This window comes from Nocardia sp. bgisy134, from assembly GCF_057708325.1.
Map to the genome: position 1 here is coordinate 138,896 of NZ_JBYIRW010000012.1, position 21,739 is coordinate 160,634.

25 protein-coding genes are annotated in these 21,739 nt (G+C 70.0%); 16 read left to right on the forward strand and 9 right to left on the reverse strand.

Annotation, left to right across the window (positions count from 1 at the left end):
- The first annotated feature begins 115 nt into the window (after nucleotides 1–115).
- A complete protein-coding gene (locus tag AC3ERS_RS21875) occupies nucleotides 116–970 on the forward strand; it encodes a class II glutamine amidotransferase (protein WP_431969913.1) in 855 nt (284 codons plus the stop codon).
- Between the two features lie 117 nt (nucleotides 971–1,087).
- On the opposite strand, the gene AC3ERS_RS21880 is transcribed toward AC3ERS_RS21875, so the two are convergent.
- The 4 genes from AC3ERS_RS21880 to AC3ERS_RS21895 all read right to left on the reverse strand — a co-directional run bounded on the left by AC3ERS_RS21880 (nucleotide 1,088) and on the right by AC3ERS_RS21895 (nucleotide 5,116).
- Entirely contained in the window at nucleotides 1,088–1,978 is an 891-nt protein-coding gene (locus AC3ERS_RS21880; RefSeq protein WP_431969914.1) for a PASTA domain-containing protein, read from the reverse strand.
- 201 nt (nucleotides 1,979–2,179) lie between these two features.
- On the reverse strand, nucleotides 2,180–3,133 hold the full coding sequence (locus tag AC3ERS_RS21885) for a pyridoxal-phosphate dependent enzyme (protein WP_431969915.1): 954 nt from the start codon (nucleotides 3,131–3,133) through the stop codon (nucleotides 2,180–2,182).
- A gap of 97 nt (nucleotides 3,134–3,230) precedes the next feature.
- Nucleotides 3,231–4,541, reverse strand: coding sequence for an FAD-binding oxidoreductase (locus tag AC3ERS_RS21890; RefSeq protein ID WP_431969916.1), 1,311 nt, complete (start codon nucleotides 4,539–4,541; stop codon nucleotides 3,231–3,233).
- 71 nt (nucleotides 4,542–4,612) lie between these two features.
- On the reverse strand, nucleotides 4,613–5,116 hold the full coding sequence (locus AC3ERS_RS21895) for a DoxX family protein (RefSeq protein WP_431969917.1): 504 nt from the start codon (nucleotides 5,114–5,116) through the stop codon (nucleotides 4,613–4,615).
- Between the two features lie 433 nt (nucleotides 5,117–5,549).
- Here AC3ERS_RS21895 and AC3ERS_RS21900 point away from each other — a divergent pair, with 433 nt between their 5' ends.
- The 7 genes from AC3ERS_RS21900 (at nucleotide 5,550) to AC3ERS_RS21930 (ending at nucleotide 10,663) form a co-directional block, all read left to right on the forward strand.
- Nucleotides 5,550–6,272, forward strand: coding sequence for a tetratricopeptide repeat protein (locus AC3ERS_RS21900; RefSeq protein WP_431970018.1), 723 nt, complete (start codon nucleotides 5,550–5,552; stop codon nucleotides 6,270–6,272).
- A gap of 17 nt (nucleotides 6,273–6,289) precedes the next feature.
- The gene (locus AC3ERS_RS21905; protein ID WP_431969918.1) at nucleotides 6,290–6,841 is read left to right on the forward strand and encodes a hypothetical protein; all 552 of its coding nucleotides are present in this window, start codon (nucleotides 6,290–6,292) and stop codon (nucleotides 6,839–6,841) included.
- A 376-nt stretch (nucleotides 6,842–7,217) separates the two neighbouring features.
- Nucleotides 7,218–7,961, forward strand: coding sequence for a peptide ABC transporter substrate-binding protein (locus tag AC3ERS_RS21910; RefSeq protein ID WP_431969919.1), 744 nt, complete (start codon nucleotides 7,218–7,220; stop codon nucleotides 7,959–7,961).
- Nucleotides 7,962–8,056: 95 nt separating this feature from the next.
- Nucleotides 8,057–8,563, forward strand: a complete 507-nt coding sequence (locus AC3ERS_RS21915) for a VOC family protein (RefSeq protein ID WP_431969920.1) — start codon at nucleotides 8,057–8,059, stop codon at nucleotides 8,561–8,563.
- 52 nt (nucleotides 8,564–8,615) lie between these two features.
- Nucleotides 8,616–9,434, forward strand: coding sequence for a MerR family transcriptional regulator (locus AC3ERS_RS21920; RefSeq protein WP_431969921.1), 819 nt, complete (start codon nucleotides 8,616–8,618; stop codon nucleotides 9,432–9,434).
- 57 nt (nucleotides 9,435–9,491) lie between these two features.
- Nucleotides 9,492–10,193 carry a helix-turn-helix transcriptional regulator gene (locus AC3ERS_RS21925; protein ID WP_431969922.1) on the forward strand — a complete coding sequence of 234 codons (702 nt, stop codon included), beginning with the start codon at nucleotides 9,492–9,494 and terminating at the stop codon, nucleotides 10,191–10,193.
- A gap of 89 nt (nucleotides 10,194–10,282) precedes the next feature.
- Complete coding sequence (locus tag AC3ERS_RS21930) at nucleotides 10,283–10,663, forward strand: VOC family protein (RefSeq protein WP_431969923.1); 381 nt, start codon at nucleotides 10,283–10,285, stop codon at nucleotides 10,661–10,663.
- A 116-nt stretch (nucleotides 10,664–10,779) separates the two neighbouring features.
- Here AC3ERS_RS21930 and AC3ERS_RS21935 read toward each other — a convergent pair whose 3' ends face one another.
- The gene (locus AC3ERS_RS21935; protein WP_431969924.1) at nucleotides 10,780–11,652 is read right to left on the reverse strand and encodes an LLM class F420-dependent oxidoreductase; all 873 of its coding nucleotides are present in this window, start codon (nucleotides 11,650–11,652) and stop codon (nucleotides 10,780–10,782) included.
- A 51-nt stretch (nucleotides 11,653–11,703) separates the two neighbouring features.
- Nucleotides 11,704–13,026: a flavin monoamine oxidase family protein gene (locus AC3ERS_RS21940; protein WP_431969925.1), complete on the reverse strand. Its 1,323-nt coding sequence runs from the start codon at nucleotides 13,024–13,026 to the stop codon at nucleotides 11,704–11,706.
- Between the two features lie 64 nt (nucleotides 13,027–13,090).
- On the opposite strand from AC3ERS_RS21940, the gene AC3ERS_RS21945 reads away from it, so the two are divergent.
- Nucleotides 13,091–13,660: a TetR/AcrR family transcriptional regulator gene (locus tag AC3ERS_RS21945; protein WP_431969926.1), complete on the forward strand. Its 570-nt coding sequence runs from the start codon at nucleotides 13,091–13,093 to the stop codon at nucleotides 13,658–13,660.
- Here AC3ERS_RS21945 and AC3ERS_RS21950 read toward each other — a convergent pair.
- From AC3ERS_RS21950 to AC3ERS_RS21960, 3 genes are all read right to left on the reverse strand, one after another.
- Complete coding sequence (locus tag AC3ERS_RS21950) at nucleotides 13,650–14,213, reverse strand: hypothetical protein (protein WP_431969927.1); 564 nt, start codon at nucleotides 14,211–14,213, stop codon at nucleotides 13,650–13,652. The two genes, AC3ERS_RS21945 and AC3ERS_RS21950, sit on opposite strands and share 11 nt — an antisense overlap.
- 158 nt (nucleotides 14,214–14,371) lie before the next feature.
- Nucleotides 14,372–14,578, reverse strand: a complete 207-nt coding sequence (locus AC3ERS_RS21955; protein WP_431969928.1) for an EF-hand domain-containing protein — start codon at nucleotides 14,576–14,578, stop codon at nucleotides 14,372–14,374.
- Nucleotides 14,579–14,716: 138 nt separating this feature from the next.
- Complete coding sequence (locus AC3ERS_RS21960) at nucleotides 14,717–15,052, reverse strand: hypothetical protein (protein ID WP_431969929.1); 336 nt, start codon at nucleotides 15,050–15,052, stop codon at nucleotides 14,717–14,719.
- Nucleotides 15,053–15,229: 177 nt separating this feature from the next.
- Between AC3ERS_RS21960 and AC3ERS_RS21965 the strand changes: the two genes are divergently transcribed.
- From AC3ERS_RS21965 to AC3ERS_RS21995, 7 genes are all read left to right on the forward strand, one after another.
- Nucleotides 15,230–16,078, forward strand: coding sequence for a hypothetical protein (locus AC3ERS_RS21965; RefSeq protein WP_431969930.1), 849 nt, complete (start codon nucleotides 15,230–15,232; stop codon nucleotides 16,076–16,078).
- A gap of 182 nt (nucleotides 16,079–16,260) precedes the next feature.
- A complete protein-coding gene (locus tag AC3ERS_RS21970) occupies nucleotides 16,261–17,187 on the forward strand; it encodes an NAD(P)H-dependent flavin oxidoreductase (RefSeq protein ID WP_431969931.1) in 927 nt (308 codons plus the stop codon).
- A gap of 85 nt (nucleotides 17,188–17,272) precedes the next feature.
- Nucleotides 17,273–17,731: a Zn-ribbon domain-containing OB-fold protein gene (locus tag AC3ERS_RS21975; protein ID WP_431969932.1), complete on the forward strand. Its 459-nt coding sequence runs from the start codon at nucleotides 17,273–17,275 to the stop codon at nucleotides 17,729–17,731.
- Entirely contained in the window at nucleotides 17,724–18,209 is a 486-nt protein-coding gene (locus AC3ERS_RS21980; RefSeq protein WP_431969933.1) for a Zn-ribbon domain-containing OB-fold protein, read from the forward strand. Before AC3ERS_RS21975 ends, AC3ERS_RS21980 begins: the two co-directional genes overlap by 8 nt.
- Entirely contained in the window at nucleotides 18,202–19,278 is a 1,077-nt protein-coding gene (locus AC3ERS_RS21985; protein WP_431969934.1) for a lipid-transfer protein, read from the forward strand. Before AC3ERS_RS21980 ends, AC3ERS_RS21985 begins: the two co-directional genes overlap by 8 nt.
- Nucleotides 19,275–20,435, forward strand: coding sequence for a thiolase domain-containing protein (locus AC3ERS_RS21990; protein WP_431969935.1), 1,161 nt, complete (start codon nucleotides 19,275–19,277; stop codon nucleotides 20,433–20,435). The genes AC3ERS_RS21985 and AC3ERS_RS21990 overlap by 4 nt, the downstream gene beginning before the upstream one ends.
- A gap of 106 nt (nucleotides 20,436–20,541) precedes the next feature.
- Complete coding sequence (locus tag AC3ERS_RS21995; protein ID WP_431969936.1) at nucleotides 20,542–21,732, forward strand: thiolase C-terminal domain-containing protein; 1,191 nt, start codon at nucleotides 20,542–20,544, stop codon at nucleotides 21,730–21,732.
- The last annotated feature ends 7 nt before the right edge of the window (nucleotides 21,733–21,739 follow it).

Genomic DNA, 21,739 nt, shown 5'->3' on the forward strand with positions numbered 1-21,739 from the left:
GACCGATCTGACCGGCCAACGCTGCCTTCTCGAATTCCAGCTCGCGTCCGCGCGCTAGGCTCGACTCGTCACGGGCACGATCATTCGATGCGACCGGCGCAGGGATGAGGCCAGCATGTGTCGACTTTTCGGGATGACAGCAGCACCACGGCGGGTCATGGCGACGTTCTGGCTGCTCGACGCGTCGGACAGCCTCGATCACCAGAGCGAGACGAATCCGGACGGCACCGGGCTCGGCACCTTCGACATCGCGGGGCGACCGCGGATCGAGAAACAGCCGCTGGCCGCGTACGAGGACCGCCAGTTCGCGGTGGAGGCCAAGCACCGCGAGTCGGCGACCTTCTTGGCTCATGTCCGGCACGCGTCCACCGGCGCGCTCACTCCGAACAACACCCACCCGTTCACCGAGCAGGGGCGGATCTTCGCGCACAACGGCGTCATCGAGGAGCTTTCCCGGCTCGACGAGGAACTGGGCCGGTATCGCGAGCTGGTGAAAGGCGACACCGATTCGGAACGCTTCTTCGCGCTGATCACCGAACATATCGACGCGCACAGCGGAGACATCACCGCCGGAATCACCGACGCCGCGCGCTGGGTCGCCGACCAGCTGCCGATCTTCGCGATCAACCTGCTGCTGACCACCGCCACCGAACTGTGGGCGCTGCGCTACCCCGCCACGCACGACCTCTACGTGCTGGAACGCGAACCCGGCGAACACCTTGCGCACCGGGGCACCAAGGGAACCGTTCGAGTCCATTCGACAGATCCGGCGCAGACCCCGACCGTGGTGGTAGCCAGCGAGCCGATGGACGACGATCCCGGCTGGCAGCTCGTGCCGACCGGCGAACTCCTCCACGTCGACGGGGACCTGCGCGTCCACCGCACGACGATCCTCGATCGTCCCCCGGCCCATCCGCTCTCGCTGTCCGACCTCAGCGCCGAGGCCGCCGCATCCCAGATGCATCGCTGACGCCCGCTCGCGGTCCCCCCTGACCCGCTGCGTTCCGGTTGGCCCGCAACGCTTCCCGGTGTTCGAGACGACCGCCGCGCTCGCCGGAGCTGTCGCAGTGACACGCCGACGAAGAATTCAGCAGATCCCGTACTCGTAGCCGATCTCACGGGTCGTCAGCATGATCAGTGCCCCGGTCGCGACCTTCGTGCCCGCCGCGGGCTCCTGTTCGGCGACAACGCACTGGCCGCCGCGCGGTCCACGGCCGGTGCCGCCCATGACCTTCGCCGTCAGACCGGCATTCGTCAGCAGATTCTCCGCCGCGGCGGGCCGCTCACCGCGCACATCGGGCACCGTGACCGACGCGCTCTGCCGCTGTGCGCCGTCGAGGGTGAGAGCGCTCGATTCGCGTGAGACTCGGAATCCCTTGCCGTTCAGGTTCTCGGAGCAGCTCACGCCATTCTGGGCGGAATGGCAGGTGTAGCCGTTGGCGGTCAGCGACGAGCCGTAGGGCAGCACCGTGCTGGTGGTCGTGAACAGCGGTGAACCCGCGATGCAGAAGAAGTTCGTCCCCGACGGACCCACTCCCAACCCCGGGACGGGAGCTTGCAGCCCTTCGGGTTGCGCGCAGTCCTGCGCTCCGGCGGGCGTGGCGGCACGGCCCTGACAGGCCGCTCCGACGGGCACGCCGTAGGCGCTCACCGATGCGTCGAAGATGGCGCAGGAGAACGCGCCGCTGGGCGAGGTGAAGAAATAGCCTGCCCGTCCGAATCCGTCATCGTCTTGACGATATTCGGCGGTATCGGCCGGTTTCGCACTGGTGGTGGGGGTCGCCGCGGCAGCGGGCGCTGCGGGCACCTGGGTGGTCGTCGTGGGAGCTGTTGCCGTATCGGAGTTTCCGCTGGAGCAGCCGGACAACAGCACGGTGAGTGTCGCCGCGAACGCAGCGGCAGCACGCATCACACTCTTCCGATCGAAGCGCGGCTGCCCAGCTCCCACTCCCAGTCCCCGGTCCTGCTCGATGCTCACGTCTATTCCTCCCGGTGGGGTGCCCAGCCATCCTGTCGACTTCGGCATGAACCGACGAAGAGCGTAATGGATTCTTGCCCAATGCCTTTCTGTGACGTGGGACTACCCCGGCAAGATGCCCTGCTCCACTCGGCGTGCCGGCCGCAGCGGTACTGGCGCTGGTGGTGCTGTGGCCGCACCGGCCCGCACAGGCTGAGGCCATCACATCGCCGACATGAGGTCGGCGGGGTCGGTGTTGGCGCCGCAGAGGACGAAGGCGATGCGTTCGCCGGGGTGCGGGCGGTAGCCGCCCGCGCGCACGGCCGCCAGGCCGGTGGCCGCGCCGTGTTCGACGGCGATGCGGTGGCGGTCCCAGAGCAGGCGGCGGGTGGCGATGATGGCGGGGTCGTCGACGACTATGGAGTGCACGTCGGCGGCTCGGGCCCACGCCAACGCCGCACCGCAGATCCGGAGCGCGCCGAGGGAATCGGCTGCGACGGAATCGATGTCGACCTCGAGCACCGCGCCCGCGGCGAGCGCGGCGTGCAGCGCCCTGCTGCCGTCGGGTTCGGCTCCGACGACGCGGATGCCGAGGCGGTCGGCGGCGGCGGTGATGCCGGAGAACATGCCGCCCACGCCCACCGCGACCACCACGGTGTCCAGATCGGGGACGGCGGCGGCGAGTTCGAGCAGGATCGTGCCTGCGCCCGCGGAGGTGAGCAGGTCGTCGTGGGTGTAGGCGTCGATCGCGCCGGTCCGCGCCATGAAGGTGCGCGCCGCCCGCTGCGCGTCGGCCTGGCCTGCTCCGCCGACACGGACCTCCGCGCCGTAGCCGCGCAGCCGGGCCACCTTCGCCTCCGGCGCGTCAGCCGCCAGGAACACGGTGGCTGGAACGCCGAATTGCTGTGCGGCCCAGGCGAACCCGAGATCAGCGTTGCGGCCGGTCGCGGCCACTATGCCTGCCGAGGGCACGGCACGCGAATGCACGAGCGCGGCAACCAGATTGACCGCGGCGCGCGCCTTGAACGAGCCGGTGTGCTGGAGAAATTCGAGGGCGAGGTAGGCCTGCGCTCCCGGCACCAGGTCCCGGTCGGCGGCGATGACAGTGAGCGGCCGGACGGCCCCGGTGACGCGATCCGCGGCGTCTTGGACGTCGCCGAAGGTCGGGTTGAGCATGCGATTCACCTTAAGACCGAACGGCCGGGCGAACGCAGGGCGCGGGACCCGAGGGTCCGCGGCCTGTCTGCGCCCGGCTCGGCGGTGCGGCCGATTCCTATCCCAGCACCGGGTAGTTCGACCGGATCACTCCCTGCGGATCTCGCGCCCGCTTGATCTCCCCGAGCCGCGCCAGCGTGCCCGCGTCGAACGCGCTCGCCGCGGTCTCCTCCGGCGTGAGGAAGGTGTAGGGCTTGCGGCCGCTGATGCTGCCGCCGAGCGCGTCGACGATCTCGCCGCGGCGGCCCTTGACCGCGTCGGCCAGGTGCGGGAGGCCGAGGCCGAGCAGATACAGCAGGTAAGGCTCGGCGACGGGACCGCGCGCGCCGCCGCCGGGACGGGTTGCGGCCAAAGCGCCGCCGAGGTGGCGGATCTGGATGTCGACCAGCGGGGCGACCGGGCCTTCCAGCACGGTCTTGACGACCGCGTCGTCGAGGGCGGTCAGCAGTTCGCCGCGGGACAGCGAGGGACTCGGGTCGGTGGGTTCGGCGGTGATGGCGCCGAGATCGGCCATCGCCAGCGCACCCCGCGTGTCCGTGATGGCGCCGACGATCGTGTCCAGCGCGGCGAGCAATTCCCGGCCCGCCTCCGGATCGCCGAGGTAGGCGGCATCCAGCGCGACCATCGGCGGCGCGTCCGGGAACTGGAAACGGTGGAACCACAGTGTCAATTCGGCGGGCGCGTCCGAGGTCAGCCGCTGGAACAGCTCGAACACCTCGGCGGTGCGGGCGGCCGGCCACATCACCCGGCCGCCGTAGAGTCCGGGCGCCGGGAACAGGTCGAACTCCATGCCGGTCACCACGGCGAAATCACCGCCGCCGCCGCGCAGCGCCCAGAACAGCTCCGGATCGTCCTCGGCCGTCACCCGTGCCACGGCGCCGGTCGCGTCGACGATGTCGAAGGCGCGCACCGCATCCGACGCCCAGCCGTGCTTGCGCCCGAACCAGCTCAGACCGCCGCCGAGCGTGTAGCCGGTCACCCCGACCACTGGGTTGCTGCCCGCGAGTCCGGTGAGCCCGTGCGTACCGGCCGCGGCCTGCACCGCACCCCATTGCGCGCCCGCGCCGACCTTCGCGATCCGCTGTCCTGCGTCGATCTCGATGCCGTCGAGCCGCCCGGTGCGCAGCAGGATCGCCTCCGGAATCCCGCCTGCCGCACCGTGTCCGGTCGGCTGCGCCACCACCGGGAGGGCCGCTCGCGCCGCATGGGTGACGACGGCGGCCACGTCGGCGGCGTCGGCGGCCTCCACCACCGCGGCCACCGGCTGGGTGACCGTCACATTCCACGGCCGGGCGGCTGCGTCGAATCCCTCGTCACCGGGCAGCAGCACCCGGCCACGCACCGCGTCTCGGAGAACTTCGAAAGACATGGTCTTTTCCTAACTTTCAGTCGTATACAAAGAGGTGGGGGCGCGGTCGCCTTTGCCCGCGCCCACCGGAATTACGCGCGGCGGAACTTCAACGCGAGGGGCAACGGCTTCGGGTCGCGCTGGGCCGGGGCGCGCAATGCCCACGAGACCAGCGTGAGTCCCGCGAAGACCAGCGGGGACACCACTTTGGCGGTCGGATCGCCGACCGCGAGATGCGAGGCGGCCGCACCGGCGTAGACGAAGAACAGTCCGGCGTAGGCCCATTCCTTCAGTCGCGGGAATCCCGGCGTCACGACGGCGGCGACCGCGGCCACCTTGGCCGCGCCAAGGATCGTCGCGAAGTACATGGGGTAGCGCAGCCCGGCGAAGGTCTCCTCGACGTACGGGATGCGGGCCAGATCCCAGTACGCGCCCACGACCGACTCGGTCAGCACCAGGCCGGTGGTCGCGGCGAAGACGGCGAACTTGGTTCGCGATGCCGCGGTGCGGCCCGCCACGGAGTCGATCAGGCTCCGCACGTGGTGTGCCGGGGTCGCGCCGGGCAGCGCGGTCGGGGTCGCGACGTGTGTGTTCATGGTCGGTGTTCCTTTCGGATCTGCTTTCGATGGGTGGCCGCCCGGTACCTCTCTGACGACGCCGGGCGGAAAACTGTGACAGGGCGGGAAAGCCGCGGTTCAGGCCTCGTCCGTCCGGATGTCGTGGCGGACGAGCGGCCAGTCGTTGGCGACCCGCCCGACCAGCGCCACGTAATCGCCCGAAGACGCCCAGCGCGACCTGCGCGACCACCTCGACGATCTGGGCGACGAGCACCGCGATCCTGGCCCTCGTGCTCTCGGTGACAGCGCTGTCGCGCAACGCTTTCGCCAGTTCGACGTAACCGCGCAGCGCGGCCGGGCTGTTGCCGATCGTCTTGATCAGATTGGGCGTGAGGCCGCACAGCTGCTGAGCCGCGTCGAACAACGCCGCGGTCGGGCCCGGCAGGCCGCTGAGCTGTGCCGGTCGACCGGCATCGCCTACGAGGAGGCCCGCGCCTACAACACCCTGGGCAACGTCTCCTCCCGTCGCCGCGACTTCGCCGCGGCCAGAGAACTTTTCGGCCGCGCGCTCGAACTCACCCACGCGGCGGGCAACCGGGTCGGCGAGGCACATGTGCTCGGCAACCTCGGCGTCGTCCTCGATCACTGCGGCGAGCCCGAGCCGGCCGCCGACCACCTGAGCCGCGCCCTCGCCATGCACCGCGAGCTGGGCAACCGGCGCGGGGAAGCCCTGGTGCTCAACCACATCGGCCTGCTGCACCGCCGCGACGGCCGAACCGGCCCTGCCTTCGACCACCACCTCCGGGCCGCGGAACTGTACGCCGAGCTCGGCGACCACCACGATCGCGCGGCCGCGATCAACGGCCTCGGCGAAACCGCCAGGGCGGCAGGCGATCCGCGCCGCACACTGGCCGACCACACCGCCGCGCTGCGGCTGGCCGAGGACCACGGCAACCGACCCGAGCAGGCGCAGAGCGGAAGAGGGCTTGGCACGCACCCACCACGATCTCGGCGACACCGGCCGCGCCCGTCACCATGCTCGACGGGCCTTGGCGGGTTGGCGGGCGCTGCACGTCCCCGACGCCGAGGATGTTCGCGAATTCCTCGACGGCTTGGGTTGATTGACGGACGGTTGACTGAACGAGCGAGGTCAAACGCGACGCCTGGTCCACTGGCTGACATGTGGTCTGCCTGAAGAGAGGACGGGGCGTCATGTCCACCGACGTCGGGAAAGCGGCCGCGGCGACTCGCAGCGGCGGCGCGGTGGCGCTCGCGCTCGCGGCGCTGTCGGCGGGCGGATTTCTTTCGGTCGCGATCTGGGTGTCGACCCGCGTGCAGGTGAGTCCGGAACTGCATCGCCTCGCGCTGTTCGTCCACCTGGCGGCACTGGTCGTCGGGCTCGGCGCGGTGCTGGTCGGCGACTATTCGGCCCTGCTGTGGCTGACCGGGCGAGTGAGTACGGTGCAGATGCTGCGCGACATCGGCCGGTTGCATCTGCCGATCTGGGTCGGCCTCGCGGGGTTGGTCGGCAGCGGGATGCTGCTCGAGCCCCAATTCGAGGTCTTCGCGACCAGGGTGAAACTGGCTCTGGTCGCGATTCTTCTGGTCAACGGGATACAGGCGATGGCGCTCGAACGGCGCATGGTCGCGGCGGGCCCGCGGCTCGGCGTCGCGCTCGTCCTGCGCGGCGCGGTGACCGCCCTCGTCTCCCAGTCATGTTGGTGGTGCGCGATGTGGATCGGCTTCACCGCGACGCAGTCTTGAACAATTGACCGGATTTGATTGTCCTGCCGCACAGCGTATTACGGTCAATGCACGGCGCTGCTGCACTGAACACGGGCGTCATCGACGACACGCATCGATCGCGCGCCCGGCTTCACGCAGGAAAGGCAGTACCCGATGCGAAAATCCCGACTAGTGCTCAGCGTTCTCACCGCTTGTCTCACGGCTCTCGGCGCGGTGGGTTGCGGCGCGGACACGAACTCCCCCGGCCGAGACGCCGGTCTCCTCAGACTCAACACGACCGAGCCGGAGAACCCGCTGGTTCCCGGCGACACCACCGACGCCGGTGGATCGAAGATCCTTCGGACGATGTTCAAGGGCTTGGTCGACTACGACCCGCGCACCGCGGCGCCCCGCAATGCCGTCGCCGAATCCATCCAGACCGACGACGTTCCCGCTGTACGACCCGCGTTTCGCCGATCCGCGCGTACGCCAGGCGATTTCGATGTCGATCGACCGGCAGCACGTCATCGACACGGTGTTCACCGGCGATCGCGCCCCGGCCGACGGACTCGTGCCGCCCACCGTGCGCGGCGGGACCACCGGCCAGTGCGGAACACTGTGCCAGCACCGGCCGCAGCAGGCGCGGGAGTTGTTCGACAGCACGGGATTCCAGGGTCCGATCGAGATCGCGTCCAATGTCGACTCGGCCAACGAGAAGTGGCTCACCGCGGTGTGCTCGTCGATCACCGCCGCCCTCGGCCGCGAATGCCGGTTCCGGCCGGTGCCGACGCTCGGCGAGTTCCGGCGGCAGATCAATGCGCACCAGATGCAGACGATCTACCGCACCGGCTGGGTCGCCGACTATCCCTCGATCGAGAACTTCCTGAATCCCCTGTACCGGACCAGCGGCTCGTCCAACACCGGCCGCTACAGCAACCAGCAGGTCGACGCGCTGCTCGCCCGCGCGGACGCCACCGCGAACGAGCAGGACTCGTGGGCTCTCTACCAGGAAGCCGAACGCCTTGTCCTGCAGGACATGCCCGCCGTTCCGCTGGTGATCCCCGGCGTGCAGACCGGCTGGTCGGAGCGCCTGCGGAACGTGACCGTCACGCCCTTCCGTGACCTCGACCTGGAAACGGTGACGATCGCCGAGCAGTGATACGCCGATCCGTCGTGCCTCGATGGCGACCCCCATCGAGGCACGACACCGCGGCGACTTGACCCTGACGTTGCGTAAGGCTCGACGATGACGTCATGACCGACACATTCCCCGCCTTCGATATCGGCCCCGTCCCGATCCCCGCCCTGGACGCCGCGCCACCGGAGCTCTTCCGCGGCATCTACGGAATGCCGATGTTCGTCACCGTGCCGACGCCGGATCTGGCCGCGTCGGTCGACTTCTGGACCAGAGGACTCGGGTTCTTCGATCTGTTCTCGGTTCCCGGCCGTGTCACCCACCTGCGGCGCTGGGCGTTCCAGGACGTCCTGCTCGTCCCGAACGAGGACACCCCGGTGAATTCGGCACTGAGCGTGAGCTTCTCGTGCGTGCTGAGCCAGCTCGACGAGATCGCGTCCGCCTGTGCGGAATTGCTGCCAGGCTGCACGACCGGACCGCAATCGATGCCGTGGAACTCGGTGGAGCTGGAGATCCGCACCCTGGAGCACACCAGGGTGATCATGACGGCGGCCCGGCCCTACGATCCGAACAGCCCGGAGGCCGACATGCTGCGGTCCATCGGAATCGAAGCGCCGGAAGCGTGACCCGGCCGTGGCCGACGAGGGCTGACACCGCGTGACTGCCAGACTGGCCGGTGTGACGCACCGACCTCGCGACGACGCCGACCCGGCCGACGGGCTCACGGTCGGCGCCGTCGCCGCGCTGGCGGGCGTCACGGTCCGTGCCCTGCACCACTGGGATTCCATCGGGCTGGTCCAGCCGTCCGAGCGCACCGACGCCGGTTACCGGCGCTACTCCGCGGCGGACCTGGCCCGTATTCGCCGGGTGCTCGTCTACCGCGAGCTCGGTGTGCCGCTGACCGACATCGCGGAGCTGCTGGACGCGCCGTCGGCCGAGGCGATGGCCTCGCTGCGCAGGCAGCGCGCCCAGCTGCGTGAGCGCGTCGCCCAGCTGCACCGGATGGGCGACGCGCTGGATCGGGTGATCGAAGCCAGGACGTCCGGCATCCTGCTGTCGGATGAGGAACAGGTGGCGTTGTTCGGCCCGCACTGGCAGCCGTCGTGGCCCGGACAGGCACGCGACCGGTGGGGCGACACTACGCAGTGGGCGCAGTACGCCGAACGCGCGGCGGGCCGCACCGCCGCGCAGTGGCAGCAGATCGCCGACAACGTCGCGGCCCTCGACGCGGAGCTCGCCGCGGCACACCGCGCCGGGGTGGTTCCAGGAAGCGACTGGGCCAACGCGCTGGCGGAGCGGCATCGGGCCTCGATCGGCGCGTACTTCGACTGCACCCACGCGATGCACGTCTGCCTGGGGCGCACGTTCGCCACCGATCCGGGGTTCGCCGCCCACTACGACCGCATGGCGACCGGCCTGAGCGCCTGGCTGCGCGACGTCATCGACGCCAATGCGCGCGCCAACGGCATCGATCCCGCATCGGCGCGGTGGGCCTGACGAGGCGCGCTCGGCCTGCGGCCGGAATGTGTCGGTGGGCGGCGCTACGGTGACGGCGTGAACCGCACGGATCGGTTGTACGCGATAGTCGAGGAACTGCGGGCGATCTCGCCGCGTCTGCGCAGCGCGCGCGAGCTGGCCGAGCGATACGAGGTGAGCGTACGGACGATCGAACGCGACATCTGCGCGCTACAGCAGGCCGGTATCCCCATCTACGCCGATGTCGGCAGGCGCGGCGGGTACGCACTGGACAAGAGCATGTCCCTGCCGCCGTTGAATTTCACGCCCGCGGAGACCGTCGCGCTCGCGGTCGCGCTGGCCCGCCATCGCGGTGGCCCGTTCGAGCGGGCGGGTCACAGCGCATTGCGCAAGATCGTCGCGGTGCTGCCGGAACGCAACGCGGTCGCCGCCCGAGATCTCGCCGCCCGCATCCGATTGCTGGATTCCGTTGACGCGGAACAGGATCACCGGATTCCGGCGGTGATCGAACGGGCCATCGAGGTCGGCAGGGTGGTGCGGATCGGCTATCTCGACCGGTTCGGCGCGCGCACCGAACGCGACGTCGAGCCGTTCGCATTGGTGAGCGGGATCAATGGCTGGTATCTGGCGGCCTGGTGCCGGATGCGCGACCGTCCGCGCTGTTTCCGGCTGGACCGGATCGCGTCGGCGGCGGCGACCGAACTGCCCGCACCGCACCGGCCGTTCGACGGCTCGGCCTGGGACATTCCGGACGACGGGCTTCGGGTCGTCGCGCTCTGAAACCGTTTCGAAAACACCGACAGGGGGTTGTCGCTGCGGCGGGAGATCGTGATCGGGCAAGGCAACGACCCGAGATTCGGAGACGATAGATGAGCACTCCCCCGTACAACACGGTGACCTGGTTCCAGGTCGGCAGCGACAAGCCCGAGCAGATCAAGAAGTTCTACGGCGAGCTGTTCGGCTGGTCCTTCGCCCCCTACGGGAGCGACGACGAGGGCTACGAACTGATCCACTACCCCGGCAACGACGCGCCGAGCGGCGGCGTCGCGCACACCCCGGACAGCGCGGCCAATCACGCTACTTTCCTGGTCATGGTCGAGGACGTCGCGGCCACCGTGGCCGCCGCCGAGGCACTGGGCGCCAAGGTGCTGACCCCGCCCGCCACCACCTCGGACGGTCTGGTGTCGGCCGATCTGCTGGACACCTCCGGCAACCATTTCGGCGTCTTCAGCCCCGCGCCGTCGGCGTGATCGAACGGTGAGCACGGCTCCCGGCGCATCGAGGACGATGCGCCGGGAGGCGCGACGAACCACTGATCGAGGCGGCCCCGGAACGCGCGTGGCCGGAACGAAGGCGAAGGTACGTCCTAGCCGAGGTCGGCCAGTTGCGAAACGGCCGGCGCGAAATCGTCGATCCACGCGGCAGGCGATCCGGTCGTCGGGATGACCATGACGGCCTGCACGCCGAGCTTGGCGTAATCGGCCATCGCCCGGACGAATTCGTCGCGGGTGTCGAGGGTCGGCCGCGGACTGTTCGCCATGATCGTCTTGCGGATCTCGTCGTAGTCGCGACCGACCTCGTCGCAGTGCCTGCGCAAGACGTCGAGCTTGTGTTCGACATCCTGGGGCGTGCCGAACAGGTTGCACGCATCGGCGTACTGCGCGACCAGTCGCAGCGTCTTGCGTTCCCCGCCGCCGCCGATCATCACCTTGGGACGGTTGATCGGCTGCGGCGAACACAGTGTCTCGGCCAGCTGGTAGTGCTTGCCCTCGAACGGTCCGTTGTTCGCCGGATCCCACATCTGTCCGCAGATGCGCAGAGCCTCCTCGAGTCGCTCGAACCGTTCGGCGACCGAGGGGAACGCCACGCCGAGCCCGCGGTGCTCGCGCTCGAACCAGGCGGCCCCGATCCCGAGCACGGCCCGCCCGCCCGACAGCACATCGAGCGTGGTGACGATCTTCGCGAGCAGACCGGGATGCCGGTACGTCACGCCCGTGACGAGCAGGGCGAGGTCGATCGTCGAGGTGTGCGCGGCAAGGAAACCGAGCGTGGTGTAGCCCTCCAGCATGTTCGCTTCCGCGGGACGGCCGGTCGGCTCGATCTGGAAATAGTGATCCATGAAAGACAACCAGGTCGCGCCCGACGCTTCGGCCGCCGCGCCCACCCTGGCCAATTCACCGGCGATGGCGGTGGTCCCACCGTCGATGTCGAAGATCGGTATGTGAAAGCCGAGCTCCATCTTGTGATCTCCTCGTGTGTCGGCAAGCTTCGGCAAGCCTGCGCCCTCACGCTACGACTTGGAGTGCACTCCAAGGCAAGTCGAGCCCAATGCCGCGAGGACCTCGTCGGCGGCGCGTTCACCGGAGACGACCGCGCCTTCCAGGTAACCGCTCCACCGCGACGCGGTTTCGCTGCCCGCCCAATGGATCGGCCCGGTCGGCAGCGCCGAGTCGGCGAGCGCGTCGAGCGCGCCGGGGCGCGGAATCGCCGTGTAACCGCCGCCGACATGGGGATCGAGGTGCCAGGACTTCTCGTGCCAGCTCAGCGGATTCATCGTCGCGTACCCGAGCTGACCCGCCACCGCGGCCAGCACCGTGTCGCGCCGCTCGGCGGCGGTGAGCCGGTCGAGCGCTTCGGCGGCACGGCCGGGAATCAGCACGCACAGATGGCCGGGGCCGCCGGGCGGTGAAACGTCGAAGGCCGCAGGCACCGGCCCGTCGAGGGCGACGATCGCGCCGCTGAGCCCGCGTTCGCGCCAGAACGGCCTGTCGTAGACGGCGATCGCCTTGTAGATCGTGCCCATCCTGAGGTTGTCCTGGACGTATGCGCGCTCGCGTGGCAGCGGTGGATGGTGTCGTATTCCGGCGGCGACCGGCGCGGGCACGGCGACGATCGCCCGCGCCGCGCGCACCGAACCCGCCGGGGTGGCGATGGTCACGCCGTCGGCCGACCGGGTGATCGCGGTCGCGGGCCTGCCGAGATGGACGGCGGAGCCCAGCTCGGCGGCCAGCTTTTCGGCCAGCCCGCCCGCCCCGCCCGAGAGCAGCGATTCCTGTGCGCCACCCGCCGTGCCGAGCAAGGTCCGCAGCCCGCCCGCCGAGCGAATACCGACGGCGAGCGCGCCGACGGAGATGCGGTCGAGGTCGCAGGCCGTCGCCTCGGGCAGGACCGCCTCGACCAGGCGACGCGCGCGACCGCCGAGAATCCCGGCCACCCAGTCCGCCACCGTGACGTCGTCCCACCTGGGGCCTGCACCCGTGCGCGCCAGCAACTCCAGCAGCAGCAGCGCCGCCGCGGCCGCGGCCATGGTGAGCGGGCCGATCCGTATCCGTCGCCCGCCTTCGAGGACGACAGCTTCGCCGATCTCCGGAGTCGGGAACAGAGTCATGCCGAATCCCTCTGCCAGCGAGATCATTCGGGCGTGGTGGTGGCCGATCCAATGGCCGCCGAGATCCACCGGCGTACCCGCCGCCGAACGCTCGGTCTGCGCCCGTCCGCCGACTCGATCGGCCGCTTCCAGGACGCGTACGTCGATGCCGTGCGCGTGCAAAGCGCGTGCCGCGGTCAGCCCCGCGAATCCGGCGCCGATGACCGCGACGGTCGCCTGCTCCATCGCCAACTCCTTATATGAAACGCTTGTTGCAAAACAAGTGTTGCACAAATGCTAGACTGCGGCCATGCCCCGCACGGTCGATCGCACCGCCCGCCTGTCCGCGATCGGCGACGCCGTCGTCGCCCTCGCCGTCGACTCGGGATTCGCGGCGGTGACCATCCGCTCGGTGGCCGAACGCGTCGGCGCGTCCACCTCGGTGGTGACGCACTACGTCGGCGGCCGGGACGAGATGCTGCGCGTCGCGGTGCGGCGCGAGATCGAAGCGCGTCGCGAGCAGGCCGAGAACGCCATGGCGGGCCACCGCGGCGCGACGGCCGCGCGCGCCCTCATCGAGTGGGCGGTGCTCACCGCCGACGAAGCGACGCACCGGTTCTGGCTCGCGCTGATCGTCGCCGCCCCCACCGAACCGGTCCTGCGCGCGGAACTGGACGCGTTCAACGCCTGGTGGGACGCCCGGCTCCGAAACATGTTGCGCGAGGCGGGAGTCGCGGAGCTCGAGCACGCGGCCGATCTGCTCAACGTCGTCGTGGACGGCCTCGTCGTCGGCGCGTTCGACGAGGGCGCGCCGTGGCCGCAGGACCGCCGTCGGCAGGTTCTCGCCACGACGTGGGGCGCCTTGGGCCTTACCGGGTAGCCGCAGCGCCCGCGCCCGCGGGCCGCACACCGACGACGTAGGTGTCGAAATGCTGAATGCAGTCCGCCGATACCGGGGCGCCGCAGCGGGATATCTCGGCCTGATTCGCCGGGTGCGACTCCAGTCGATCGAAGATGGACTCGACGGCGGTGGGCACGCGGAATCCGGGCCGGTCCGCCATCGTCAGCGTCGCGCCATCGGCCGAATGATTCGCGCCCGCGTCGTACCACGGCCTGATGGCCGCCGCATTGCTTCCGGTTCCCTGGGGCGGCAAAGTGTCGACGTGCCAGGACAATCGACCGGAATCGACCGACCACACCGGGTCGCCATAGGCGGAGGAATCACCGTTCGCGCCGTGCACACGTAATTCGTGCGCGGCGAATTGCAGGAAATGCACCTGAAAGTCGGGCGGCAGAGCCGCGTTCGACTCGAACTCGAGAACGATCGCGTCGTCGAAGACCTCCCCCGGCGCGTCGATCGAGCGGACCTCCGCGTCGTCGCGAACGGTCAACCGACCATATCCGGGGACCTCGAGACTCTGCCACACGCCCATGGGAATCCTCTGTCCAGCAGGGGGTTTCACCATAGATCGGCAGAGTCGCGATGACCGTTACCGCGATGGCGGCATGCCGCGAGGACCCCTCGGCCAGAGGGGCCCTCGCGGGTTGCGATCGCGGCGCGCAGCGGGCGCTCCGTCGACGCCGGGTCTGCTCAGAGCGGCGCGCGAGCGGCGGTCAGGAATTCATCCCTGCTGATCCTGCCGTCGCCGTCGATGTCGACCTCGTCGAACCGGGACATCAGGATGTCGATGTCCCGAACCTGGTCGCCGTAGTGCTGAATGAACTCCTCGCGGTCGATGTAACCATCGCCGTCGATGTCCATCGCATCGAATTTCCGGTGAATGTCCTGAATATCCATGCGGTTCTCTCCCTAGCTTCTAGGGGGCGGCTGCTGCCACCCCGAGAGGACAGGTATCGAGCCGTGTTGGAGAAACTGACCCGTCAAGGATAGTCGGGCGCGGTATTGCGTGTGCGAAAATCGCGCGACCGCGAAAATCTACCCGCCGACCTCTTTGGTGGCCGACCCCGCGATCGCCGATACCCGCCACAATTCGACGGCGAGCAAGAACGCCTGCACGCGCCCCTCGACTTCGTCGAGCACGACTCCGTCGGGCCAGGACACCCGGCAGTGATACCAGCAGCGCCGCGCGCGATCGCAACGCCGCGGCTCCGGCGAGAGGAGATCCCGGCAGACCCGCCTGGCGAGTTCGGCGAGCGCCGCCGACGTCTGCGCCGGTGTGCCCACGTTGCCGACGCGCCACCACAGCTCCTGCGTCCGGCCGGGGCGGGAGATCTCTACGAGGTAGATCAGTTCGGTGTCCTGATCGCTCATACCCATGCACTTTGCCAGAAACCGACCGGTCTTCCCGGGTCTCGGTGTGCGCGTGTTGTTCCCCGGCGAAACGCGAGCCGTGTTGATTACCGGTTCACCCCGAGAATGCGGTTACTTTTCAGGACGGCGCCGGACACCGAGGTTCGGCGCGAGTGATTGGACCCTGAACGGAACGCGATGAGCACACCTGTTGTTCCCGGTACTGCCGGTTCACCGCCCGGGTACCTCTGGCGGTGGGTTTGGCCCGAATCCCGGGCCGTCGCATGGTTGTTGGCGTCCTCGGCCGCGCTCGTCGGCGCGGCGGCGGCCTCGGTCGCGGGAATGGTGGCCGACAACGACTTCGTCGTGCGCGTCGCCGCGCTCCTGCTGCTGCTGGCCGCGATGACCGGGGCGATCTATCGCGTCACCAGCATCGAGGATCGCCCTTGGGTGCACCAGGGCGACGGGGCGTCCACCTTCGTGCTGCGATACCTGCCGACCCGTGTCGCGCCGGTGCTCGCCGCGCTCACCGCGCTGGCGGTCGCGGCGCTGTGGATCGGCGTCCTCGAACGAGCGCTCGAACCGATGTTCTTCGGGATCGCGCTGCTCGTCTCGGTCCTCGTCCTCGCCTGCCTCGGAATCCGGTATCGGCGGGCCGCGCGGCTCTGCCTGTCCCCGCACACCATTCGCGTCACCACCCGCAACTTCGATTGGGAATTTCCCTGGGAGGCGATCGATTTCGAGGCCGGGTTCGACGCGAAGGGCACCGAGACCATCGCGATCCGCTGCCCGCGCGCCGCGGTGACCACCCGGCCGACGCCGGGAAGGACCCCGACCCACCTGCGGCCCCCGAAGGACAGCCCGAACGGCCCGTGGAAGGTCGCGCCGATCATGTGGGGCGTCAGCCCGAACTCGCTGTTCTCCGCCCTCGACCATCTGCGGACCGACCCCGGACTCCGCGCCGAACTGACCCACGCCCAACTCACCGCCATGCTCACCCCGCCACCGTGGCAGACCCGGCGGCCGCTCGACATCGATCCGCTGTGAGATAGCTCCGACGTCCTCGACCGCCGCCCGCGCGTGCGCTCCCACTCGGAGAGACCCGGCTGCGCGAGCCGACCGGGCGGACGGATCGGCGCTGACATCATGGACGGATGTCGTCGCAACGGGAACCGTTTTCTTCGGATGATCGAGCAGCGTCACGCCTGAGCACCGAGTGGTCGCGAGCGATGGGCTTGCGCGTGCCGGTGGTCAACGCGCCGATGGGCGGCGTCGCGGGCGGGCGGTTGGCCGCCGCGGTGACCTCGGCGGGCGGGCTGGGGATGATCGGCATGGGGAGTGCCGGATCGGCGGCGGCCCTGCGCGAGGAACTCCGGCACACGACGGCGCTCGCCGGGCGATTCGGCATCGGCCTCGTCGAGTGGGTCGTGACCGCCGATCCCGAATTGCTGGACGTGGCCATCGCGGCGGCTCCCGCCCTGATCTCGGTGAGTTTCGGGACCGATCCGTCCTGGATCGCCCGCGTGCGCGACAGCGGAATCCGCACGGCCACACAGGTTTACAACGCGACCGAGGCGCGCCGGGCCGAAGACTCCGGTATCGACGTGGTGGTCGCGCGTGGCGCCGAGGGCGGCGGCCACGGCGCGGTGGAAATGGCGACGCTGCCACTGCTTGACGCGGTGCTCGACGCCGTCTCGGCGCCGGTCCTGGCCGCGGGCGGCATCGGATCGCCCGCGAGTCTCGCCGCCGTGCTCGCCACGGGGGCCGGCGGCGTATGGCTCGGCACGCGCTTGGCCGCCTGCGCGGAGTCGTCGCTGTCGGAGGCGGGCCGCCGCGCGCTGCTCGCGGCCGACGGCACGGACACCGTCGTCACCACGGCGTTCGACGTGGCGATGGGACTGCCCTGGCCCGCCCGATTCCCGGCGCGGGTGTTGCGCAACGACTTCACCGCGCGGTGGGCCGGTCGCGAGGACGCGCTGCGCACGGACGAGCAGGCGCGAGCCGCGCTGGCGGCCGCTGTCGCCGCCGACGATCCGCGGACCGCACCGATCGATGCGGGTCAAGGGGTCGGCGCGATCACCGCGGTCACCCCGGCGGCCCAGGTGATCGACGAGCTCTGCTCGGGCGCGGCGGAGCTGCTCGCTCGCACACCGTGAGTCCGCGACGCTCGCGGACCGCGCCCTCAAGCACTTGATTCAATCAAGTGATTGAGGCAGACTCCAGCCGTGAAAGGAGCTGCCGATGTCCGCTGATGTCGACGAGGGCCTGCGCGCCCCGTATGAGATCGAGTTCCCGTTCGAGCGAACGGTGGGACCGGTCGTCGGAACCTTCCTCGCCGGTCTGCGCGAGCGGCGGTTGTTCGGCGCGCGGACCGAGCGCGGCACGGTGGTCTGCCCGCCGCCCGAGTTCGATCCGGTGACCGGCGGGGAGCTCAGCGAGCTCGTCGAGGTCGCCCCGGTCGGCTCCGTCGAGTCGTGGACCTGGGTGCGTGGCCGCCCCGGCGATCCGGTCGACGGCGACTTCGCCTGGGCGTTGATCGCCGTCGACGGCACGGAGGGCACGTTCTTCCACGCCCTCGACGTCGGCGGCGATCCGGCGCGAATCCGGCGCGGCCTGCGAGTACGGGCGCGGTGGGCGGACGAACGCCACGGCGTGCTGTCCGACCTGCGCTGTTTCGAGCCGGAGGAAGGCGATGAATAGCCCACTGCCGGAACCGGTTTCGCTGATGCCGACCCCGCTGCGGATGGAATACACGTTCGTCGCGGGCGTCGGGCGCTCGCGGTTCCTGCGCGGCCTGTCCCAGCGCAAGCTGCTGGCGGCCACCTGCCCGTCGTGCCGCCACGTCTACCTGCCCGCGCCGGAATTCTGCGCACGCTGCCTCGTCGAGCTCGGCGAACCCACCCCACTCGACGGGCGCGGAGTCGTCTCCACCTTCTGCGTCGTCAGCTTCCCCTTCCCCGGGCAGGAGATCGATCCGCCCTACGTGGTGGCCTACATCCAGCCGCACGGCGCCGACACCCGGCTGATGCACCTGATTCGCGAGGTCGAGATCGCCGAGGTCCACATCGGCATGGAGGTCGAACCGGTCTGGCGCGAGGGCGCCGATCTCGAGCCGTCCTGGATGAGCATTCGCCACTACCGCCCCGTGTCGCCCAGCCAGGAGGTTCCGCATGCGTGAGGTCGCCATCGTGGGCTCGGCACAGTCCGCGTGCCTCGCCGCGAACCGGCGCGACGACATGGCGGGCATTCTGCTTCCGGTGATCCGCGAGGCGCTCGCCGGAATCCCGCTCGACCGCGACCGGGTCGATTTCGTGTGTTCCGGCAGCCACGACTTCCACGAGGGACGCACCTTCGCCTACATCGACTCGCTCGACGCCGTCGGCGCGTGGCCGCCGATCGTGGAGTCCCACGTGGAGATGGACGCGGCGTGGGCGTTCTACGAGGCGTGGTCGTGGCTTCAGCTCGGGCACGGCGATATCGCCCTGGTGTACGGGATCGGCCGCGGGTCCCTGCCACGCGACCTCGACCAAGTCGTGCCCGCCCAGCTGGATCCGTATTACCTCACGCCGCTGCGACCGCACCGCGACGCGATCGCGGGCATCCAGGCCTGCGCGCTGCTCCAGTCCGAGCTGACGACCGAACGCGAGATGGCACGGATCGTCGCGCGCAGCCTGGCGGATGCCACGAAGAATCCGCACGCGCAGGTCTCGGGCGACTACGAGATCGACGAGTTGCTCGCCGAACCGTATGTGGCAGCGCCTCTGCGCCGCCACGACGTGTCACCGGTCGGCGACGCGGCGGCCGTGGTCGTACTCGCCGCGGGCGACGTGGCGAGATCGCTGTGCGAGCGTCCGGCCTGGGTGCGCGGCATCGACCACCGGATGGACGGGCACTATCCGGGGTCGCGGGATCTGACCAGGGCTCCCTCCGCCGGACTCGCGGCCGTCCGCGCGGCGAAGGCCGCGGGCTTCGACGCGGGCCGGGTCGAGATCGCCGAGCTGCACGTCGAATACTCCGCGCAGGAACCCCTCTTGGTTCGCGAGCTCGGCCTCGGCGCGGCGACGGCGATCAATCCGTCGGGTGGGCCGCTGGCGGGCAGGCCGACCACCGCGACGGGCCTGATCCGAATCGCCGAGGCCGCCAAGGGGATTCGCTCGGGGCTGGCGCGACGCGCTCTCGCACATGCCACGAACGGTCAAGCGCTGCAACAGAATCTGGTCTGCCTGCTGGAAGGAGACCCGGCATGAGTGAACCCGTCGCCGTCATCGGCATCGGTCAGGGCAAGCAGGCCAAGCGCCGCGAGGTGACCATCGGCGCGCTGGTGCGCGAAGCGGTCGCGGCCGCGATGGCCGACGCGGAGCTCGAACTGGGCGATGTCGACGCCGTCGTGCTGTCCAAGACACCGGATCTGTTCGACGGGGTGATGAATCCGGAGCTCTATCTCGCCGACGCGCTCGGCGCCCGCGGGCTCCCGGTGACCAGGGTCTTCACCGGCGGCAGCGTCGGCGGGCACGCGGCCATCTACGGCGCGCACCTGATCGAGGCTGGGTTGGCGAGGCGCGTGCTGGTCGCGGCGTATTCCAAAGAGTCCGAAGGCAATTTCACCTGGGCCCTCTCGCGCGGTCTGCCGTTCAGCGCCAAACTGGGCGCGGGCGCGGGCGGTCATTTCGCGCCCGTCATCCGCGAGTACATCCGCCGGTCCGGTGCGCCCGAGCACATCGGCTGGCAGGTGGCGGTCAACCACCGGCGCAACGCGATCCGCAACCCGTACGCGCACGTGCACATGCCCGACATCACCGTGGAGAAGGTCAAGGAGTCCCGCATGCTGTGGGACCCGATCCGCTATCTGGAGTCCTGCCCCTCCTCCGACGGCGCCGCGGCGATCGTGCTGTCCGCGGAATCGGAGGTCGGGAGTCCGGCCCGCCCGCCCGCGTGGATCCACGGCATGGCGTTCCGCACCGAGACCGGGCACTTCGCCGGGCGCGACGAGGTCAACCCGCGTGCGGGCGCCGAATGCGCTGCCGACGCCTACCGGCAAGCCGGAATCGCCGACCCCGCAAGGGAAGTCGACGTCGCCGAGCTGTACATCCCGTACAGCTGGTACGAACCGATGTGGCTGGAGAACATCGGCCTCGCCCCGCTGCACCAGGGCTGGAAGCTCGTCGACGACGGCACCACCCGTTTCGGCGGGGCGCTGCCGATCAACCCGTCCGGCGGCGTACTGTCCGGCAACCCCACCGGGGCGACCGGGCTGATCCGCTTCCTCGAGGCCGCCCTTCAGGTCCGCGGCCTGGCGGGCGAGCATCAGGTCCCCGACGCCCGGCTGGCCATCGGCCACGCCATGGGCGGCGCCTCCCAGTTCCACGCGCTCTGGGTCGTCGGCGCCGAACGGCCCACCACGTGAACCGGATTCCGTGCAGACCTTCCACACGCCTCGCAGCGGCCACAACCCGTGCGAGGCGTGCGAAACCGCTGCGAGAGCGGCGATGAACCGAGACAGGAGTGCGAGGATGCGACGGGTGTTCGTCGTCGGCGTCGGCATGACGCCGTTCGTCAAGATCGGGTCCATGGCGTGGACCTATCCGGAGATGGTCGGCGCGGCGGTGCGCGACGCGCTCGGCGATGCCGGGCTCGGTTACGACCGGGTCCAGCGCGCCGCGGTCGGCTATGTGTTCCAGCCCTCCGCGGCGGGACAGCGCGCCCTCTACGACGCCGGCATGACCGGCATTCCGGTGGTCAACGTCAACAACAACTGCGCCACCGGCTCCACCGCGCTCATGCTGGCGCGCGAATGGGTCGGCGCGGGGCTCGCGGACGCGGCGCTCGCCGTCGGATTCGAGCAGATGACCAAGGAAGCCATGGCCGGGCCCGCGACACCACCGAAGACCACCACCGTCGACGCGCACCTGCGAGTCATGGCCGCCCAGTACGACTTCGGCCGCGCGCCGATGACCACGCAGTTCTTCGGCAACGCCGCGCTCGAGCACGGCAAGCGCTACGGCACGACGCCCGAACAGCTGGCCGCCGTCGCGGTGAAGAATCACGCGCACTCGACGCGTAATCCCTTGGCGCAGTTCCAGAATGCCTACACCCTGGAGCAGGTGCTCGGCGACGCGCCGGTGCACGGCCCGCTCACCCGTTCGCAGTGCTCGCCGATGTCGGACGGCGCCGCGGCGGCCGTGCTGGTGAGCGAGGACGTGGTGCGCGAGCACGGGCTGGAGGCGCAGGCCGTGGAGATCCTCGCGCAGGAACTGGTCACCGACGACGAGACCGCGTTCTCCACCGCGTCGATGATCGATGTCGTCGGAGCTCCGATGACCCGCATCGCGTCCCGGCGCGCCCTCGACACCGCGGGGATCGCCATCGACGAGGTCGACGTGATCGAACTGCACGACTGCTTCTCGATCAACGAACTCATCACCTACGAGGCGCTCGGCCTGTGCGGGGAGGGCGAATCGGGCGCGCTGGTGGAATCCGGCGCCACCACCTACGGCGGCGACTGGGTGGTCAATCCGTCCGGCGGGCTCATTTCCAAGGGACACCCGCTCGGCGCGACCGGACTGGCGCAGACGGCCGAACTCTCCTGGCAGTTGCGCGGACTCGCCGCCGAGCGGCAGGTACCGGACGCGCGGATCGCTTTGGCGCACAACCTCGGTCTCGGCGGCGCGTGCGTCGTCACCCTCTACGCCGCGCCGGCCTGAGCCGGGC

Excerpts from the sequence above, each read along its gene's own strand:
- AC3ERS_RS21965 (WP_431969930.1), top strand. The coding sequence starts at position 15,230 with ATGAGCACACCTGTTGTTCCCGGTACTGCCGGTTCACCGCCCGGGTAC.
- AC3ERS_RS21970 (WP_431969931.1), top strand. The coding sequence starts at position 16,261 with ATGGGCTTGCGCGTGCCGGTGGTCAACGCGCCGATGGGCGGCGTCGCG.
- AC3ERS_RS21940 (WP_431969925.1), bottom strand. The coding sequence starts at position 13,026 with ATGGAGCAGGCGACCGTCGCGGTCATCGGCGCCGGATTCGCGGGGCTG.
- AC3ERS_RS21985 (WP_431969934.1), top strand. The coding sequence starts at position 18,202 with ATGCGTGAGGTCGCCATCGTGGGCTCGGCACAGTCCGCGTGCCTCGCC.
- AC3ERS_RS21980 (WP_431969933.1), top strand. The coding sequence starts at position 17,724 with ATGAATAGCCCACTGCCGGAACCGGTTTCGCTGATGCCGACCCCGCTG.
- AC3ERS_RS21930 (WP_431969923.1), top strand. The coding sequence starts at position 10,283 with ATGAGCACTCCCCCGTACAACACGGTGACCTGGTTCCAGGTCGGCAGC.
- AC3ERS_RS21905 (WP_431969918.1), top strand. The coding sequence starts at position 6,290 with ATGTCCACCGACGTCGGGAAAGCGGCCGCGGCGACTCGCAGCGGCGGC.
- AC3ERS_RS21910 (WP_431969919.1), top strand. The coding sequence starts at position 7,218 with ATGCCGTCGCCGAATCCATCCAGACCGACGACGTTCCCGCTGTACGAC.
- AC3ERS_RS21890 (WP_431969916.1), bottom strand. The coding sequence starts at position 4,541 with ATGTCTTTCGAAGTTCTCCGAGACGCGGTGCGTGGCCGGGTGCTGCTG.
- AC3ERS_RS21875 (WP_431969913.1), top strand. The coding sequence starts at position 116 with ATGTGTCGACTTTTCGGGATGACAGCAGCACCACGGCGGGTCATGGCG.
- AC3ERS_RS21915 (WP_431969920.1), top strand. The coding sequence starts at position 8,057 with ATGACCGACACATTCCCCGCCTTCGATATCGGCCCCGTCCCGATCCCC.
- AC3ERS_RS21895 (WP_431969917.1), bottom strand. The coding sequence starts at position 5,116 with ATGAACACACACGTCGCGACCCCGACCGCGCTGCCCGGCGCGACCCCG.
- AC3ERS_RS21955 (WP_431969928.1), bottom strand. The coding sequence starts at position 14,578 with ATGGATATTCAGGACATTCACCGGAAATTCGATGCGATGGACATCGAC.
- AC3ERS_RS21935 (WP_431969924.1), bottom strand. The coding sequence starts at position 11,652 with ATGGAGCTCGGCTTTCACATACCGATCTTCGACATCGACGGTGGGACC.
- AC3ERS_RS21990 (WP_431969935.1), top strand. The coding sequence starts at position 19,275 with ATGAGTGAACCCGTCGCCGTCATCGGCATCGGTCAGGGCAAGCAGGCC.
- AC3ERS_RS21975 (WP_431969932.1), top strand. The coding sequence starts at position 17,273 with ATGTCCGCTGATGTCGACGAGGGCCTGCGCGCCCCGTATGAGATCGAG.
- AC3ERS_RS21885 (WP_431969915.1), bottom strand. The coding sequence starts at position 3,133 with ATGCTCAACCCGACCTTCGGCGACGTCCAAGACGCCGCGGATCGCGTC.
- AC3ERS_RS21960 (WP_431969929.1), bottom strand. The coding sequence starts at position 15,052 with ATGAGCGATCAGGACACCGAACTGATCTACCTCGTAGAGATCTCCCGC.
- AC3ERS_RS21950 (WP_431969927.1), bottom strand. The coding sequence starts at position 14,213 with ATGGGCGTGTGGCAGAGTCTCGAGGTCCCCGGATATGGTCGGTTGACC.
- AC3ERS_RS21995 (WP_431969936.1), top strand. The coding sequence starts at position 20,542 with ATGCGACGGGTGTTCGTCGTCGGCGTCGGCATGACGCCGTTCGTCAAG.
- AC3ERS_RS21945 (WP_431969926.1), top strand. The coding sequence starts at position 13,091 with ATGCCCCGCACGGTCGATCGCACCGCCCGCCTGTCCGCGATCGGCGAC.